Origin of the sequence: Pseudomonas sp. PDM04 (genome assembly GCF_014851765.1) — a bacterium.
Lineage (GTDB): Bacteria > Pseudomonadota > Gammaproteobacteria > Pseudomonadales > Pseudomonadaceae > Aquipseudomonas.
On sequence record NZ_JACVAI010000004.1, the window covers coordinates 145,048 to 161,765 of the forward strand.

A 16,718-nucleotide genomic window follows, 5' to 3' on the forward strand; every position below is an offset into this window, starting at 1 on the left:
CGAACTGCCGAGGAAACCTGAGATGAAACGACTGATCAGCAGCTGTGTTCTTGCACTCAGCGGTACCGCTTTCCTGAGCGCCAGCGTCATGGCGGCCGAACCTGCGTCGTGCCAGAACGTGCGCATGGGCGTCGTGAACTGGACCGATGTGATCGCCACCAGTGCCATGACCCAGGTTCTGCTCGACGGCCTCGGCTATAAAACCAAACAGACCAGCGCCTCCCAGCAAATCATCTTCGCCGGCATCCGCGACCAGCGCCTGGACCTGTTCCTGGGCTACTGGAACCCGCTGATGACCCAGACCATCACACCGTTCGTCGACGCCAACCAGGTCAAGGTGCTTGATGCGCCGAGCCTGAAAGACGCACGCGCCACCCTCGCCGTGCCGACCTACCTTGCCGACAAGGGCCTGAAAACCTTCGCCGACATCGCCAAATTCGAAAAGGAGCTGGGCGGCAAGATCTATGGCATCGAGCCAGGCTCGGGCGCCAACACCCAGATCAAGGCCATGATCGCCAAGAACCAGTTCGGCCTCGGCAAGTTCCAGCTGGTCGAGTCCAGCGAGGCCGGCATGCTCGCCGCCGTGGACCGCGCCGTACGCCGCAAGGAGGCGGTGGTGTTCTTCGGCTGGGCGCCGCACCCGATGAACGTCAACGTGCAAATGACTTACCTGACCGGCAGCGACGACGCCCTGGGCCCGAACGAAGGCATGGCCACCGTGTGGACTGTCACCGCCCCGACCTACGCAGAGCAATGCCCGAACATCGGGCGCCTGCTGACCAACCTGACCTTCACCGCCGAAGACGAGAGCCGGATGATGCAGCCGCTGCTGGATCACAAGGACGCACTCGAATCGGCCAGGCAATGGCTCAAGGATCACCCGCAAGACAAAGCGCGCTGGCTTGAGGGCGTCACCACCTTCGACGGCAAGCCGGCGGCTGAAAACCTGAAACTCACCAGCAACTGAATCATCCGAACCTGGCCACCGATTCGCAGCCCGAGGGGCTGCGAACGGCACCACCACGCCCGGCTTTTCACCCGGAAAGCTTTCACCTCAAGCACTCGCCTGTAAGGAACCACCCATGAACCACGACGTCATCATCACCTGCGCACTCACCGGTGCTGGCGACACGACCGCCAAGAGCCCGCACGTGCCGGTCACCCCGAAACAAATCGCCGCGGCCGCCGTGGAAGCCGCCAAGGCCGGTGCCACTGTGGTCCACTGCCACGTACGCAACCCCGAAACCGGCAAGTTCAGCCGTGACGTGGCCTTGTACCGTGAAGTCATGGAACGCATCCGCGAAGCGGACATCGACATCATCGTCAACCTCACCGCCGGCATGGGCGGCGACCTGGAGATCGGCGCGGGTGAGAACCCCATGGAGTTCGGCCCGAACACCGACCTGGTCGGACCGCTGACCCGCCTGGCCCACGTCGAGGAACTGTTGCCGGAAATCTGCACCCTCGATTGCGGCACCCTGAACTTCGGCGATGGCGACACCATCTACGTGTCGACCCCGGCGCAACTGCGCGCCGGTGCCAAGCGCATTCAAGAGCTGGGCGTAAAAGCCGAGCTGGAGATTTTCGACACCGGTCACCTGTGGTTCGCCAAGCAGATGATCAAGGAAGGCCTGCTCGACGATCCGTTGTTCCAGCTTTGCCTGGGCATCCCGTGGGGTGCGCCGGCGGACACCACCACCATGAAAGCCATGGTCGACAACCTGCCGGCGGACGCGGTCTGGGCCGGGTTCGGCATCGGGCGCATGCAGATGCCGATGGCCGCGCAGGCCGTACTGCTCGGCGGCAACGTGCGGGTCGGGCTGGAGGACAACATCTGGCTGGACAAGGGCGTACTGGCGACCAACGGCCAACTGGTCGAGCGCGCCAGCGAAATCCTCAGCCGCATGGGCGCCCGCGTCCTGACCCCGGCCGAGGGCCGCAAGAAAATGGGCCTGACACAGCGCGGTTGATCCCCACCTTACGCAACCCCCTGTGGGAGCGAGCCTGCTCGCGAAAATGGTACGACCGACGCTTTTCTGCGCCTGGAACACCATCGCGAGCAGGGACCAGGCGTCCCCCTCGCCACCACATGAAGTCACCGAATTCATTCAGGAAGTCACCATGACCTTCATCACCAACATCAAAACTTTCGCCGCCCTGGGCAGCGGTGTCATCGGCAGTGGCTGGGTGGCCCGCGCCCTCGCCCACGGCCTCGACGTGGTGGCCTGGGACCCGGCTCCCGGCGCCGAAGCGGCACTGCGCAAACGCGTGGCCAATGCCTGGGGAGCGCTGGAAAAACAGGGCCTGACGCCCGGCGCCTCGCAGGACCGCCTGCGCTTTGTCAGCACCATCGAAGAATGCGTGCGCGATGCCGACTTCATCCAGGAAAGCGCCCCGGAACGCCTCGAACTGAAACTGGAACTGCACAGCAAGATCAGCGCAGCGGCCAAACCCGACGCACTGATCGGCTCCAGCACCTCGGGGCTGTTGCCGAGCGAGTTTTACGAGAGTTCGACCCATCCGGAACGCTGCGTGGTCGGCCACCCGTTCAACCCGGTCTACCTGCTGCCACTGGTGGAAGTGGTGGGTGGCAGGAACACCGCACCCGAAGCGGTGCAGGCGGCGATGAGCGTCTACGAATCCCTGGGCATGCGCCCGCTGCACGTGCGCAAGGAAGTGCCGGGCTTCATCGCCGACCGCCTGCTCGAAGCGCTGTGGCGCGAGGCGCTGCATCTGGTCAACGACGGCGTGGCAACCACCGGTGAAATCGACGACGCGATCCGCTTTGGCGCGGGCCTGCGCTGGTCGTTCATGGGCACCTTCCTGACCTACACCCTGGCCGGTGGCGATGCCGGCATGCGTCACTTCATGGCGCAGTTCGGCCCGGCGCTGCAGTTGCCGTGGACCTACCTGCCGGCACCGGAGCTGACGGAAAAGCTGATCGATGACGTGGTGGACGGCACCGGCGAACAGCTGGGCAAACACAGCATTTCGGCACTGGAGCGCTATCGTGACGATTGCCTGCTGGCCGTGCTCGAGGCGGTGAAAACCACCAAGGCCAAGCACGGGATGAGCTTCAGCGAATAACAGGCCCGGCCCCATCGCGAGCAGGCTCGCCCCCACAAGGACAACGCGGTCAACTGTGGGAGCGAGCCTGCTCGCGATGAAGACGGTGCAATCACCAAACCTTCTGGATCAGCCGACATGCCCTTCCTCACCACCTACCAGACCCGCATCATCCCCGACTGGGTCGACTACAACGGCCACCTGCGCGACGCGTTCTACCTGCTGATCTTCAGCTACGCCACCGACGCCCTGATGGATCGCCTGGGCATGGACAGCCACAACCGCGAAGCCAGCGGCCACTCGCTGTTCACCCTGGAACTGCACCTCAATTACCTGCACGAAGTGAAGCTCGACGCGGACGTCGACGTGCGCACGCAGATCATCGGCCACGACAGCAAACGCCTGCACCTTTATCACAGCCTGCACCTGGCCGGTGACGACAAGGAACTGGCAGGCAACGAACAGATGCTGCTGCACGTCGACCTCGCCGGGCCGCGATCCACCCCGTTCAGCGAGACGACACTGGCCAGCCTGCAAGCCATCGTCGCCGACCAGGCCGACCTGCCGGCTCCCGACTACATTGGCCGGGTGATCGCTCTACCGACAAAAAAATAATCAGGAGATCGCCATGAACAACGCCGCAGCGCTCGCCGACTTTCGTACCTATCCGTTGATCAGCGCGCTGAATGGCGTGCAGGCCCTGGCGGATCGTGTTCTGGTCAAGTGGGCCGACAACCGCGTCAGCCCCTTCCATCATCAATGGCTGCGGGACAACTGCCCGTGTGTGCAATGCGTCTACACCGTGACCCGTGAACAAGTGCTGGAAATCGTTGACGTCGCCCAGGACCTGACGGCCACTGACGCCGGTATAGACGGTCAAGGTTGCCTGAGCATCGACTGGCAGGATGGTCACCACAGTCGCTTCGACCCCGGATGGTTGCGGGCGCATGCCTACGATGACGAATCCCGCGCCGAGCGCCTGGCCAGCAAGCCCGGGGCCAGGCTCTGGCACAGCGATCTGGCGCTGCCGGTCTTCGAATATTCGGCGCTGATGAACGACAACTCTGCGTTGTTGCAATGGTTACTGGCCGTGCGCGATGTCGGCCTGACCCAGGTGCGCGGCGTGCCCACCGAGCCCGGCTCGCTGAAGCTGATCGCCCAGCGGATCTCGTTCATCCGCGAGAGCAATTTCGGCGTGCTGTTCAACGTGCAATCCAAGGCCGACGCCGACAGCAACGCCTACACCGCCTTCAATCTGCCCCTGCACAGCGACTTGCCGACCCGCGAGTTGCAACCGGGGCTGCAATTCCTGCATTGCCTGGTCAACGACGCCGAGGGCGGCGAGAGCATTTTCGTCGACGGTTTTGCCATCGCCCAGGCGTTGCGCGAGGAAGACCCCGGGTCGTTTCAGGCGCTGTGTGAAATCCCCGTGGAGTTCCGCAACAAGGACCGCCACAGCGACTACCGCTGCCTCGCGCCGATCATCGCGCTGAACGCCCTGGGGCAGGTGTCGGAAATCCGCATGGCGAACTTCCTGCGCGGGCCGTTCGACACCTCGGTGGAGCAGATGCCCACCCTTTACCGGGCTTATCGGCGGTTCATCGAAATGACCCGCGAGCAGCGCTTTCGGGTGATGCAAAGGCTCAACCCGGGCGAGCTCTGGTGCTTCGACAACCGGCGCACACTGCATGCGCGCAATGCGTTTGACCCTGCCACCGGGGCGCGGCATTTCCAGGGGTGTTATGTGGATCGCGATGAGCTGTTGTCGCGGATCCTGGTGTTGCAGCGTTAGACAGAATCAACCTCATCGTCGGAACGCCGCCCGGAGCAGGCTCGCGATGGGGCCCACCCAAACCCCACAAAACCCCAGGATTCACGGACAAAAAAAGCCCCGATGCAAGCCGTGACAGGATCGGGGCAGAGGGTACTGTTGAGGAGCCGCCATGCGAGGGTGACCAAACCTTCGTGAAGCAAGCTGGGTCCAGTGTGCCCAGTCCCTGACAAGGCAAGTTAGCCGAAAACGACCTGTTCATAGTCATTGCGGCCATTGCGACAAATCGCCCTTGCCGCCACCCATCGCCCCTACCAGAATCGAGCCACGACACCGTTCCCGGAAGAAGGATTTGCGCCATGATGCATGCCGATTTGATCGATCAGGAAGACCTGTTGGGCCAACTCAAGTCATTGGGTTTTCAAGTACCGAATGGCTCGACTGCCGAGCAGGCCTGCGAGTGTGCCGTGCGCGGCTTGAACGATGAGCGGGCGATGACGTTGCGCACCATGGTCAAGCAGATGTACACCAGCAGCGCGACCATCCTGCCGGCGGTGCGCCAGGCCATCGACAAGCAACTGCTGCCGGCGCTGGCGGCGTATCAACAACAGGGCCGTAGCGCCTGACACATCCATGCATGAGCAGCTTCGCACCGTCGCTCCCACTGTGATCCGGTCTCGGAACCTTGGGAGTGACGGTGCGAAGATTCCACCTGTTCGCGATGCGGTTTAAAGCCTCACACTGGCAAAGGTCGACTCGTTGCGCGCCTGGCTCAACGCCGACAACGGCCCGGACAGCGGCGACAGTACCAACGCTTGCGGCAGTGGCATCAATGCCACTTGTTGGGTGGTGTTGGAGCCCACGCGTTCGTCACGCGGTGGAATGCCGAAGTATTCGCGGTAGCACTTGGAGAAGTGCGGCGTGGAGACGAACCCGCAGACCGACGCCACTTCGATGATCGACATCGGCGTTTGCTTGAGCAACTGGCGAGCGCGGATCAGCCGCAGTTTCAGGTAGTAACGCGACGGCGAGCAGTGCAGGTATTTCTGGAACAGCCGCTCGAGCTGACGACGGGAGACGGCGACGTACACCGCCAGTTCGTCGAGATCGATCGGCTCTTCGAGGTTGGCCTCCATCAGCGCGACGATTTCCTGCAGCTTCGGCTGGTTGGTGCCCAGCATGTGCTTGAGCGGTACACGCTGGTGATCCTGCTCGTTGCGGATACGCTCGTAGACGAACATCTCCGAAATCGCTGCCGACAGTTCGCGACCGTGGTCACGGCTGATCAGGTGCAGCATCATGTCCAGTGGCGCGGTGCCGCCGGAGCTGGTGAAACGGTTACGGTCCAGGGTGAACAGGCGGGTGCTCATGGCCACACGCGGGAAGGCTTCCTGCATCGAGGCCAGGCATTCCCAGTGCACGCTGCAATCGAAACCGTCCAGCAGGCCGGCGCAGGCCAGGGCCCAGCTGCCGGTGCAGACCGCACCCAGACGCTTGGACTGCCGCGCCTGGCTTTGCAGCCACGACACGTGCTCACGGGTCACGGTGCGTTGAATACCAATACCGCCGCAGACAATGATGGTGTCCATGGCGGGGGCTTTGTGCATGGAGGCGTCGGGGGTGATCTGCAGGCCGTCACTGGCCCAGACCTGGCCGCCGTCGACGGTGAGCGTGGTCCAGCGATACAACTCGCGACCGGACAGCTGATTGGCCATGCGTAGCGGTTCTACGGCAGAGGCCAGGGAAATCAGCGTGAAATTGTCCAGCAGCAGAAAGCCGATGGATTGAGGCGCACGGTTCTGGGGTTGGGCCCCGGAGTTGAACGACGTCATCGCGGTATCTCCTCACACAAAGCGGGTGATGGCCTCAGGCGGAGGCTCTTGTTATTGCCATCGTTCTCGCACTGGAGACGGGCTTTGTAATGACAGAGCAAATGCCATGCCTAAATTTGAATGCGCGTTCAATAAATCCTGAAAACGACCTGTCGACCGGTCTATATAAGCCGTGCCACGAGTGGGGGTAATAAGTGCCATCAATGGCGCAAAGGGCCCTGCCCAGAAGGCTGTGAGCAGATCGGTAGCACTTGTGGGAACTGGGCTGCGGGCGTTCGGGAGAGAGTGTCACCCAAGGCGCGGGGCGACGGGCGGAAGCGGGGGGCATTCAACCCGGCCGGGGATGAGGCCATTTATCTGTAAGCGACGCGCTAAAAGGTGGCGCATGTTTGTGCAGGTGTTCGATTTGCGCGCAGTTTTGACTGGTCCGGCGCATCGCGAGCAGGCTCGCTACCACCGGGTTTCGGTGTGCCTGTTATCGGGAACACACCTCAAAATACCTGGGGGGAGCCGGCTGGCGATTGGCTCAACGCGGCGTCAGCACTCCACCGCACTCACCGCCAACCCGCCCCGCGATGTCTCTTTATATTTGTCATGCATATCCGCGCCGGTATCGCGCATGGTGCGGATCACCCGGTCCAGGGAAATGAAGTGCTGGCCGTCACCGCGCAGCGCCATCTGCGCCGCGTTGATCGCCTTCACTGCGGCAATCGCGTTGCGCTCGATGCACGGCACCTGCACCAGGCCGCCCACCGGATCGCAGGTCAGGCCCAGGTTGTGTTCCAGGCCGATTTCCGCCGCGTTGCACAACTGCTCCGGCGTGGCCCCGAGGATTTCCGCCAAGCCCGCCGCCGCCATGGCGCAGGCGGAGCCGACTTCACCCTGGCAACCGACTTCGGCACCGGAAATCGACGCGTTCTTCTTGCACAGGATCCCCACCGCTGCCGCGCCGAGGAAGTAGTCGACCACGTTGGCGTCTGTCACCGCCTCGCTGAACTTCATGAAGTAATGCAGCACCGCCGGAATGATCCCCGCCGCGCCGTTGGTCGGCGCCGTCACCATGCGTCCGCCGGCGGCGTTTTCCTCGTTGACCGCCAGGGCAAACAGGTTGACCCATTCCATGGCGCTCAAGGTCGAGCCGATCACGTTGGGTTTGTTCAGCTCCTGCAGGCTGCGGTGCAGCTTGGCCGCACGCCGACGCACGTTCAGGCCGCCGGGCAGGATGCCTTCGTGCTTGAGCCCGTGTTCGACGCACTCCTGCATGGCGCGCCAGAGCTTCATCAGACCGGCACGGATTTCATCCTCGCTGCGCCAGACCCGCTCATTGGCCATCATCAGTTCGGCCACGCGCAGGTTGTGCCGCTTGCAAAGCTCGAGCAGCTCGACGGCGCTGGAAAAATCGTAGGGCAGCTCGGTGCGATCCAGATCCACCACACCGCTGCGGGCTTGCGCTTCATCGACGACAAAGCCACCGCCGACGGAATAGTAGGTGTCGCGGTGCAGCTCGCCGTCGGCGCCCTCGGCAACCAGGGTCATGGCGTTGGGATGGAACGGCAGGTTTTCATCGATCAGGCGCATGTCACGCGCCCAGATGAATGACACCGGCAGGCGACTGTCGAGCAACAGCGTGTCGGTTTCGCGCAGGGTCGCGATGCGGATGCCGATTTGCGACGGATCGATCGCATCCGGCCACTCCCCCATCAGCCCCATGATCACCGCGTTGTCGCTGCCGTGTCCGATGCCGGTGGCCGACAACGAACCATAGAGCTGCACCTCGACACGCCGCACCTGCTCGAGCAGCCCTTGCTCACGCAACCCCTGCACGAACAGCGCCGCGGCGCGCATCGGCCCGACGGTGTGCGAACTGGAAGGACCGATGCCGATTTTGAACAGGTCGAAAACGCTGATAGCCATTGCTGCCGAACTCCTGGATGTGCCAACTCCAGGCGCAGAAGCGCCCGGTGACGGAGCTGCTACGCTCAAGCTGCAATCCGCCGAGATGGCCGCATCATCAGGCTTTTGCGGTGACGTGCGACGTCTCGAACCGACGCACTCATGTCCACAAACGCCGCTGGCGTTTTACGCCATGTTTCGCCGCTTTTTTGCGGCTCAGCGCGGCAAATGGGCCTGAAAAAATCTGTAAACGACGTCACCGACACTGGATGCGACCCTCCCTGTACTGGTTACGACGCACCCTGTAGGCGTCAGATTTTCACTGGTACATGATCTTATCGACTCGATTGCAAGGCGCTGCGGTAGAGCTGTCACAAGAACGCCACCCAACCGCAACCCATAAGTGCGGTGGTCCCAGTCGGAACACTGCCAAAAAAAAACACCAAGGAGTCCATTCATGAAAGGTTCCCCGTCGTTGTTGTTGGCCGCCATGCTGAGCCTGCCGTTTCTGGCGCAAGCCGCCGAACCGGCCCAATGCAATACCGTGAACTTCTCCGATGTCGGCTGGACCGACATCACCGCGACAACCGCCACCACCAGCGTCGTGCTCAACGCACTGGGCTACAAGACCAAGACCACCATGATTTCCGTACCGGTGACCTACAAGTCCCTGGCCGACGGCAAGAACATGGACGTTTTCCTCGGCAACTGGATGCCGACCATGGAAAACGACATCAAGGCCTACCGCGACGCCGGCACCGTTGAAACCGTGCGCACCAACCTCAAGGGCGCCAAGTACACGCTGGCCGTGCCTCAGGCCCTGTACGACAAGGGTCTGCACGACTTCGCCGACATCGCCAAATTCAAGAAGGAACTCGACGGCAAGATCTACGGCATCGAGCCCGGCAACGACGGCAACCGCCTGATCCAGAGCATGATCGACAAGAACGCCTTCGGCCTCAAGGACGCGGGCTTCAAGGTCGTCGAATCCAGCGAGGCGGGGATGCTGTCGCAGGTCGACCGCGCGCAGAAACGCGACACCGCCGTGGTTTTCCTCGGTTGGGCGCCGCACCCGATGAACAAGCGCTTCAAGATCCAGTACCTCACCGGTGGCGATGATTTCTTCGGCCCGGATTTCGGTGCCGCCACCGTGGCGACCAACACCCGCAAGGGTTACGCCGAGGAATGCAGCAACGTGGGCCAGTTGCTGAAAAATCTGGAGTTCACCGTCGACATGGAAAGCGAACTCATGGGCAACATCCTGGACGACAAGATGAAGCCTGACGCGGCCGCCAAGGCCTGGCTCAAAAAGAACCCACAGGTCCTCGATACCTGGCTCGCTGGCGTGACCACCATTGACGGTAAACCTGGCCTGGAGGCCGTGAAAGCCAAGCTCGCGCAGTAAATCGCTTATGCCGGGCGGGCCTGCCCGCCTGGCTGTTTATTCCTTGCATGCGGACGTTCACTACCATGCTGATTGATCAGAAAATACCTCTAGGCCAGTACATCGCGGGATTCGTTGAATGGTTGACGCAACACGGCGCCAACACCTTCGACGCAATCGCCGTGTCACTGGAAACGATGATCCACGGCGTGACGTTTGCGCTGACCTGGTTCAACCCGCTGGTCTTGATCGGCCTGATTGCCCTGCTGGCACACTTCATCCAGCGTAAATGGGGCCTGACCGCCTTCGTCGTTGCCTCCTTTCTGCTGATCCTCAACCTGGGGTACTGGCAGGAAACGATGGAAACCCTCGCCCAGGTCATGTTCGCCACCCTGGTCTGCGTACTGATCGGCGTGCCGCTGGGCATCGTCGCCGCGCACAAACCCATGTTCTACACTCTAATGCGACCGGTACTCGATCTGATGCAGACCGTACCAACCTTCGTATACCTCATTCCTACCCTGACCCTCTTCGGGCTGGGTGTGGTCCCGGGTCTGATTTCGACAGTGGTGTTCGCGATTGCCGCGCCCATTCGCCTGACCTACCTGGGTATCCGCGATGTTCCACAGGAACTGATGGACGCCGGCAAGGCCTTCGGCTGCTCGCGTCGCCAACTGCTGACAAGGATCGAACTGCCCCACGCCATGCCGAGCATCGCGGCCGGCATCACCCAGTGCATCATGCTGTCGTTGTCGATGGTGGTGATCGCGGCACTGGTGGGCGCCGACGGACTCGGCAAACCGGTGGTCAACGCACTGAACACTGCTGATATCGCCCTGGGCTTCGAAGCGGGCCTGGCGATCGTATTGCTGGCGATCATGCTCGACCGTATCTGCAAACAACCCGACGCTAAAGTAGGGGGTGACGCATGAGCATTATTCGCTTCGAAGACGTCGACGTAATCTTCACCAAGGATCCGCGCGAGGCACTCAAGCTGCTGGATCAGGGCATGACCCGTAACGAGATCCTGAAAAAGACCGGGCAGATCGTCGGTGTCGAGAAAGCCAGCCTGGATATCGAGAAAGGTGAAATCTGCGTATTGATGGGCCTGTCCGGCTCCGGCAAGTCCAGCCTGCTGCGCTGCATCAACGGCCTCAACACCGTCAGCCGCGGCAAGCTGTTCGTCGAGCACGAGGGCCGACAGATCGACATCGCCTCCTGCAGCGCTGCCGAACTGAAGATGATGCGCACCAAACGCATTGCAATGGTGTTCCAGAAGTTCGCCCTGATGCCCTGGCTGACGGTGCGCGAGAACATCAGTTTCGGCCTGGAAATGCAGGGTCGTCCGGAGAAGGACCGCAGGAAACTGGTCGATGAGAAACTCGAACTGGTGGGCCTGACCCAATGGCGCAACAAGAAGCCCGACGAACTGTCCGGCGGCATGCAGCAACGCGTCGGCCTGGCCCGCGCCCTGGCGATGGACGCCGACATCCTGCTGATGGACGAACCGTTCTCGGCCCTTGACCCGCTGATCCGCCAGGGCCTGCAGGACGAGTTGCTGGAACTGCAACGCAAGCTGAGCAAAACCATCGTGTTCGTGAGTCATGACCTCGACGAAGCCCTGAAGCTGGGCAGCCGCATCGCGATCATGAAAGACGGGCGGATCATCCAGTACAGCAAGCCTGAAGAAATCGTGCTCAACCCGGCGGATGACTACGTGCGCACCTTCGTCGCGCACACCAACCCGCTGAACGTGCTGTGCGGACGCAGCCTGATGCGCACCCTGGACAACTGCAAGCGCATCAACGGCTCGGTGTGCCTCGATCCGGGCGGCGATTCGTGGCTGGACCTGGCGGAAGGCAACACGATCAAGGGCGCCCGCCAGAACGGTGCCAGCCTCGATCTGCAGAACTGGGCACCCGGGCAGGCCGTGGAAGGTCTGGGTCGCCGGCCGACGCTGGTGGACTCCAACATCGGCATGCGTGACGCGCTGCAGATCCGTTACCAGACCGGTAACAAACTGGTGCTGCACGACAACAACAGGGTGGTGGGGATCCTCGGCGACAGCGAGCTGTACCACGCACTGCTCGGCAAGAACCTGGGTTAAGGCAACAGACACGAAAACGCCGCGAGAGGATCGCGGCGTTTTTGTTTATGGCTTATCGCGAAGAATGCGACGCGGTGCTCAGACAGAAACACCGCATCCCTTCACCCCTCAGCTATACACCCGGCCAAGGAGTTGCCGATGGCTTTCAAACTGATCGAGCACGTCACGGGTGATCTGCTCCTGGGTGAAGCCCATCAAGTCGTAGTCCTGGCTACCGTTGTGCAGGTACACCTCGGCGCGGTAGTAGCGGGCCCGGGGCTCGTCCGCGCTGTGCGCCGGCACCGTGTCGCTGGCGGCGGCCAGGTAGCCGTCCAGGCTGACTTCGTAGACGAACGGGTTGCCCTCTTCCATCTCGATCCGCAGGCCAATGCAGCGTTTGGCCTTGCCCAGCAACGTCTGCACGTCCAGGCCTTTGCCACGCAGTTGAACCACCGCCTCCTCCAGCGCCGGGCTGACATGCTTGTCCATGAAGCGTTGCACGATCGACTGGTTCGGTTGCAGGTCCAGCTGGGTCAGGCGTTCACTGAAACCACGGCGACCGCGCGCCGCCAGTTCCGCTTGCTCCTGTTCGATCTGCTTGTCCTGGCGCATCGCCTTGTGCAGGCCGAACATGAAGCACACCAGCACCACCGAGAAGGGCAGGCCCGCCAGCACGACCATGGTTTGCATGGCTTCGAAATTACCGGCGAACAGCAGCCCGATGGTCACCAGCGTGATCACCACCGACCAGAAGATCCGCAGCCAGTGCGGCGCATCCTCGTCGACATTGCCGCCCTTGCACGAAAGGTTGGCCATCATCACCGCCCCGGAATCCGCCGGGGTCAGGAACAGCACGAAACCGACGAAAATCGACACGCCGATCACCACCTTCGACGCCGGGTAATGTTCAAGAAGCTGATAAATCGCCATGGAAGGCTGTTCCAGCGCGGTTTTGCCGAGTTCCACCGCACCGTGGTTCATCACCAGGTCCAGCGCCGAGTTGCCGAAGATCGACAGCCACGCCAGGGTGAAACCCAACGGGATCAGCAACACGCCAGCCACCAGTTCACGCACCGTGCGACCACGGGAAATACGCGCGATGAACATGCCCACGAACGGTGCCCAGGAAATCCACCAGGCCCAGTAGAACAGGGTCCACAGGCCCAGCCAGCGGTCGGACTTGGCGCTGTCGCCTTCATAGACGTACAGGTCGAAGGTCTTGAGCACCACGCCGTTCAGGTAATCGCCGACGTTCTGCACGAAACCGTTGAGCAGGTGCAAGGTCGGGCCGAACAGCAGCACGAAAATCAGCAGCCCGCTGAACAGCACGATGTTCAGGTTGGACAGCCGACGAATACCGTTTTCCACGCCGGACACGGCGGCGATGGTCGCCACGGTGCTCATCACGATGATGACGATCAGCAGGTTGGTGTTGCTGTGCTCCATGCCGAACAGGTTTTCCAGGCCCGACGACACTTGCAGCGAACCGATCCCCAGGTTTGTCACCAGCCCCAGCAGGGTCACGAACATGCCGAAGCCGTCCACCGCATGGCCGGCCGCGCCTTTGACCCAGCGCTCACCCACCAGCGGGTACAGCGCCGAACGCAACGCCAGCGGCTGATTGTGGCGATAGGCAAAGTAAGCCACGGCCAGGCCGACCAGCGCGTAGATCGCCCAGCCATGCAGGCCCCAGTGCAGGAAGGTCAGTTGCACCGCCTGGCGCGCCGCCAGGTTGCTGCCGGCCACGCCTTCCGGCGGGTTGAAATAGTGATCCAGCGGCTCGGACGCACCGAAGTACAGCAACGAGATGCCGATGCCCGAGGAAAACAGCATCCCCGCCCAGGCGCCGTAGCTGAAGTCCGGGGTGTCGTCCTTGCTGCCCAGTTTCAGTTTGCCGTAGGACGAAAACGCCAGGCCGACGACAAAGATCAGATAGGCGGCAATCACCACCATGTAGTACCAGCCGAAGCTGCGGGACAGCCAGGCTTGCGCCGTGCTCAGCATCCTGCCCGCCTCTTGGGGGGCGATGATCAGGATGGCGGTCAACAACAGGATCAACGCGGTAGAGGTGTAGAACACCCAACCGTTGACCGTCACCTTCTCCGGTGGGGTCTTTATCAGGGAAGCAGAACTCATGGCACAGATGCTCCGGGCAGTGCGGCAGAAGAACACAAGGCAAACGCGGTACCCGACCAATCGGTTAGTGGGCAGCCGACCGGCGGGTGATATAAAGACACCCCGAAAAAAGCCCGAAGCCCGCCGATGCTTTCGCACGCCGGTTTCGAGCCGATTCGGATGTCGGTTTATCGCCCTTTACAGCTTGGAAAAACCGGCAAGGAGCGACGATTTGTCGCAGAGCTTATTCTTTGTTGATTGAACGTTCAATCAAAACAAAATAGACTGGCCCACAAGCCGGTAGCCGTTTGACGTCTGCCGCAAGGCCTAAGGAGATGTGCAAGATGCCCAAGGTCGGTATGCAACCCATCCGTCGCCAGCAGTTGATCGAAGCCACGTTGCAAGCGGTCGATCAGGTCGGGATGGGGGACGCCAGCATTGCGCTGATCGCCCGTTTGGCCGGTGTCTCGAATGGCATCATCAGTCATTACTTTCAGGACAAGAACGGCCTGATCGCTGCCACTGCGCAGTACCTGATGACCGTCCTCAGCGAGAACGTCACCGCGCGCCGGCAGGCGCTGACAGATGACAGCCCGCGGGCGCATCTGCAGGTGATCATCGAAGGCAACTTCGACGCCAGCCAGGTCAATGGCCCGGCAATGAAAACCTGGTTGGCCTTCTGGGCCACCAGCATGCACCACCCGTCTTTGCACAGGTTGCAGCGGATCAACGATCACCGTCTGTATTCCAACCTGTGCTGCCAGTTCCGCCGTGTATTGCCGCTCGATGATGCGCGCAGTGCAGCCCGGGGCCTGGCGGCGCTCATTGACGGCTTGTGGTTGCGCGGCGCGCTGTCGGGAGATGCTTTCGACACCGAGCAGGCACACCGGATCGCTTACGAATACATGGATTTCCAACTGGCCAAGCGGGTGAGTTAGAGCACATCTAGAACGCTCAACACCCGGATCGAGCCAATCACTGATGCACTTGCGAGGACTTTATGGCCCGTTTCGAACTGCAAAAACTCTACATCGATGGCGCTTACTCCGACGCTGGCAGCGATGCCACGTTCGAAGCCATCAACCCGGCTAACGGTGAAGTCCTCGCAAAAGTCCAACGCGCCACCCAAGAAGACGTCGAGCGTGCCGTGGTCAGCGCCGAAAAGGGCCAGAAAATCTGGGCCGCCATGACGGCCATGGAGCGTTCGCGCATCCTGCGTCGCGCCGTGGAGATCCTGCGTGAGCGCAACGACGAACTGGCCGCCCTGGAAACCCTGGACACCGGCAAGGCCTACTCCGAAACCCGCTACGTCGACATCGTCACCGGCGCCGATGTACTGGAATACTACGCAGGCCTGGTGCCCGCCATCGAAGGCGAGCAGATTCCGCTGCGCACCACGTCCTTCGTCTACACCCGTCGCGAGCCGCTGGGCGTGGTGGCCGGGATCGGCGCGTGGAACTACCCGATCCAGATCGCCCTGTGGAAATCCGCACCGGCCCTGGCCGCCGGCAACGCGATGATCTTCAAGCCCAGCGAAGTCACGTCGCTGACCACCCTGAAACTGGCCGAGATCTACACCGAGGCCGGTGTGCCGGCGGGTGTGTTCAACGTCCTGACCGGCAGCGGCCGTGAAGTCGGCACCTGGCTGACCGAGCACCCGCGCATCGAAAAAATCTCGTTCACCGGCGGCACCGACACCGGCAAAAAAGTCATGGCCAGCGCCTCGAGCTCCTCGCTCAAGGACGTGACCATGGAGCTGGGCGGCAAATCCCCGCTGATCATCTGCGACGACGCCGACCTGGATCGCGCCGCCGACACCGCGATGATGGCCAACTTCTACAGCTCCGGCCAGGTCTGCACCAACGGCACCCGCGTGTTCGTGCCGAGCCACCTCAAGGCCGCCTTCGAAGCCAAGATCGCCGAGCGCGTGGCGCGCATCCGCATCGGCAACCCGGAAGACGAAAACACCAACTTCGGCCCGCTGGTCAGCTTCGCCCACATGGAAAGCGTGCTGGGCTACATCGCCAAGGGCAAGGAAGAAGGCGCTCGCGTACTGTGCGGTGGCAGCCGCCTGACCGAAGGCGAGCTCGGCAAGGGCGCGTTCGTCGCACCGACCGTGTTCACCGACTGCACCGACGACATGACCATCGTGCGCGAGGAAATCTTCGGCCCGGTGATGGCGATCCTGAGCTACGAGAGCGAAGAAGAAGTGATCCGCCGTGCCAACGACACCGACTTCGGCCTGGCCGCCGGTGTGGTCACCAAGGACCTGAACCGTGCCCACCGCATCATTCACCAACTGGAAGCGGGCATCTGCTGGATCAATGCCTGGGGCGAATCCGACGCCAAGATGCCGGTCGGTGGCTACAAGCAATCGGGTGTGGGCCGCGAGAACGGCATCAGCTCGCTGAACAACTTCACTCGCATCAAATCGGTACAGGTCGAGCTGGGCGATTACGTCTCGGTGTTCTAAGCCCCGAGCCCTGCATTGCCCGCGAGGCCGCCTTCGCGGGCAAGCCTGCTCCCACAGAAGCACACGCTCCACTGTGGGAGCGAGCCGGCTCGCGATCG

Annotated in this window: 14 protein-coding genes; 11 read left to right on the top strand and 3 right to left on the bottom strand. The window is 62.1% G+C overall.

The features are described from left to right. The first annotated feature begins 22 nt into the window (after window positions 1–22). The 6 genes from IB249_RS16725 to IB249_RS16750 all read left to right on the top strand — a co-directional run bounded on the left by IB249_RS16725 (window position 23) and on the right by IB249_RS16750 (window position 5,463). Window positions 23–967, top strand: coding sequence for a choline ABC transporter substrate-binding protein (locus tag IB249_RS16725; protein WP_192306674.1), 945 nt, complete (start codon window positions 23–25; stop codon window positions 965–967). A gap of 115 nt (window positions 968–1,082) precedes the next feature. Continuing rightward, a complete protein-coding gene (locus IB249_RS16730) occupies window positions 1,083–1,970 on the top strand; it encodes a 3-keto-5-aminohexanoate cleavage protein (protein WP_192306676.1) in 888 nt (295 codons plus the stop codon). 151 nt (window positions 1,971–2,121) lie between these two features. Beyond that, window positions 2,122–3,087 (top strand): L-carnitine dehydrogenase, encoded by a 966-nt coding sequence (locus IB249_RS16735; protein ID WP_192306678.1) that lies wholly within the window; start codon window positions 2,122–2,124, stop codon window positions 3,085–3,087. 117 nt (window positions 3,088–3,204) lie between these two features. Next, window positions 3,205–3,681 (top strand): thioesterase family protein, encoded by a 477-nt coding sequence (locus IB249_RS16740; protein WP_192306680.1) that lies wholly within the window; start codon window positions 3,205–3,207, stop codon window positions 3,679–3,681. A 13-nt stretch (window positions 3,682–3,694) separates the two neighbouring features. After that, window positions 3,695–4,858 carry a gamma-butyrobetaine dioxygenase gene (locus IB249_RS16745; protein WP_192306682.1) on the top strand — a complete coding sequence of 388 codons (1,164 nt, stop codon included), beginning with the start codon at window positions 3,695–3,697 and terminating at the stop codon, window positions 4,856–4,858. A 338-nt stretch (window positions 4,859–5,196) separates the two neighbouring features. After that, on the top strand, window positions 5,197–5,463 hold the full coding sequence (locus tag IB249_RS16750; RefSeq protein ID WP_192306684.1) for a hypothetical protein: 267 nt from the start codon (window positions 5,197–5,199) through the stop codon (window positions 5,461–5,463). Window positions 5,464–5,565: 102 nt separating this feature from the next. Here the strand turns inward: IB249_RS16750 and IB249_RS16755 are convergent, their stop codons facing one another. Beyond that, complete coding sequence (locus IB249_RS16755; RefSeq protein WP_192306686.1) at window positions 5,566–6,669, bottom strand: GlxA family transcriptional regulator; 1,104 nt, start codon at window positions 6,667–6,669, stop codon at window positions 5,566–5,568. A gap of 537 nt (window positions 6,670–7,206) precedes the next feature. Continuing rightward, window positions 7,207–8,583, bottom strand: a complete 1,377-nt coding sequence (locus tag IB249_RS16760; protein WP_192306687.1) for an L-serine ammonia-lyase — start codon at window positions 8,581–8,583, stop codon at window positions 7,207–7,209. A 436-nt stretch (window positions 8,584–9,019) separates the two neighbouring features. Here IB249_RS16760 and IB249_RS16765 point away from each other — a divergent pair, with 436 nt between their 5' ends. The 3 genes from IB249_RS16765 to choV all read left to right on the top strand — a co-directional run bounded on the left by IB249_RS16765 (window position 9,020) and on the right by choV (window position 12,053). Beyond that, window positions 9,020–9,967 carry a choline ABC transporter substrate-binding protein gene (locus tag IB249_RS16765; RefSeq protein WP_192306689.1) on the top strand — a complete coding sequence of 316 codons (948 nt, stop codon included), beginning with the start codon at window positions 9,020–9,022 and terminating at the stop codon, window positions 9,965–9,967. A 65-nt stretch (window positions 9,968–10,032) separates the two neighbouring features. Further along, window positions 10,033–10,878 carry a choline ABC transporter permease subunit gene (gene choW, locus IB249_RS16770; protein ID WP_192306691.1) on the top strand — a complete coding sequence of 282 codons (846 nt, stop codon included), beginning with the start codon at window positions 10,033–10,035 and terminating at the stop codon, window positions 10,876–10,878. Beyond that, window positions 10,875–12,053 carry a choline ABC transporter ATP-binding protein gene (gene choV, locus IB249_RS16775; protein ID WP_192306694.1) on the top strand — a complete coding sequence of 393 codons (1,179 nt, stop codon included), beginning with the start codon at window positions 10,875–10,877 and terminating at the stop codon, window positions 12,051–12,053. The genes choW and choV overlap by 4 nt, the downstream gene beginning before the upstream one ends. Before the next feature lie 108 nt (window positions 12,054–12,161). Here the strand turns inward: choV and IB249_RS16780 are convergent, their stop codons facing one another. After that, window positions 12,162–14,111: a BCCT family transporter gene (locus IB249_RS16780; protein WP_318653504.1), complete on the bottom strand. Its 1,950-nt coding sequence runs from the start codon at window positions 14,109–14,111 to the stop codon at window positions 12,162–12,164. A gap of 380 nt (window positions 14,112–14,491) precedes the next feature. Between IB249_RS16780 and betI the strand changes: the two genes are divergently transcribed. Next, window positions 14,492–15,085 carry a transcriptional regulator BetI gene (betI, locus tag IB249_RS16785; protein ID WP_192306698.1) on the top strand — a complete coding sequence of 198 codons (594 nt, stop codon included), beginning with the start codon at window positions 14,492–14,494 and terminating at the stop codon, window positions 15,083–15,085. A 62-nt stretch (window positions 15,086–15,147) separates the two neighbouring features. After that, on the top strand, window positions 15,148–16,620 hold the full coding sequence (betB, locus tag IB249_RS16790) for a betaine-aldehyde dehydrogenase (RefSeq protein ID WP_192306700.1): 1,473 nt from the start codon (window positions 15,148–15,150) through the stop codon (window positions 16,618–16,620). Window positions 16,621–16,718: the final 98 nt, after the last annotated feature.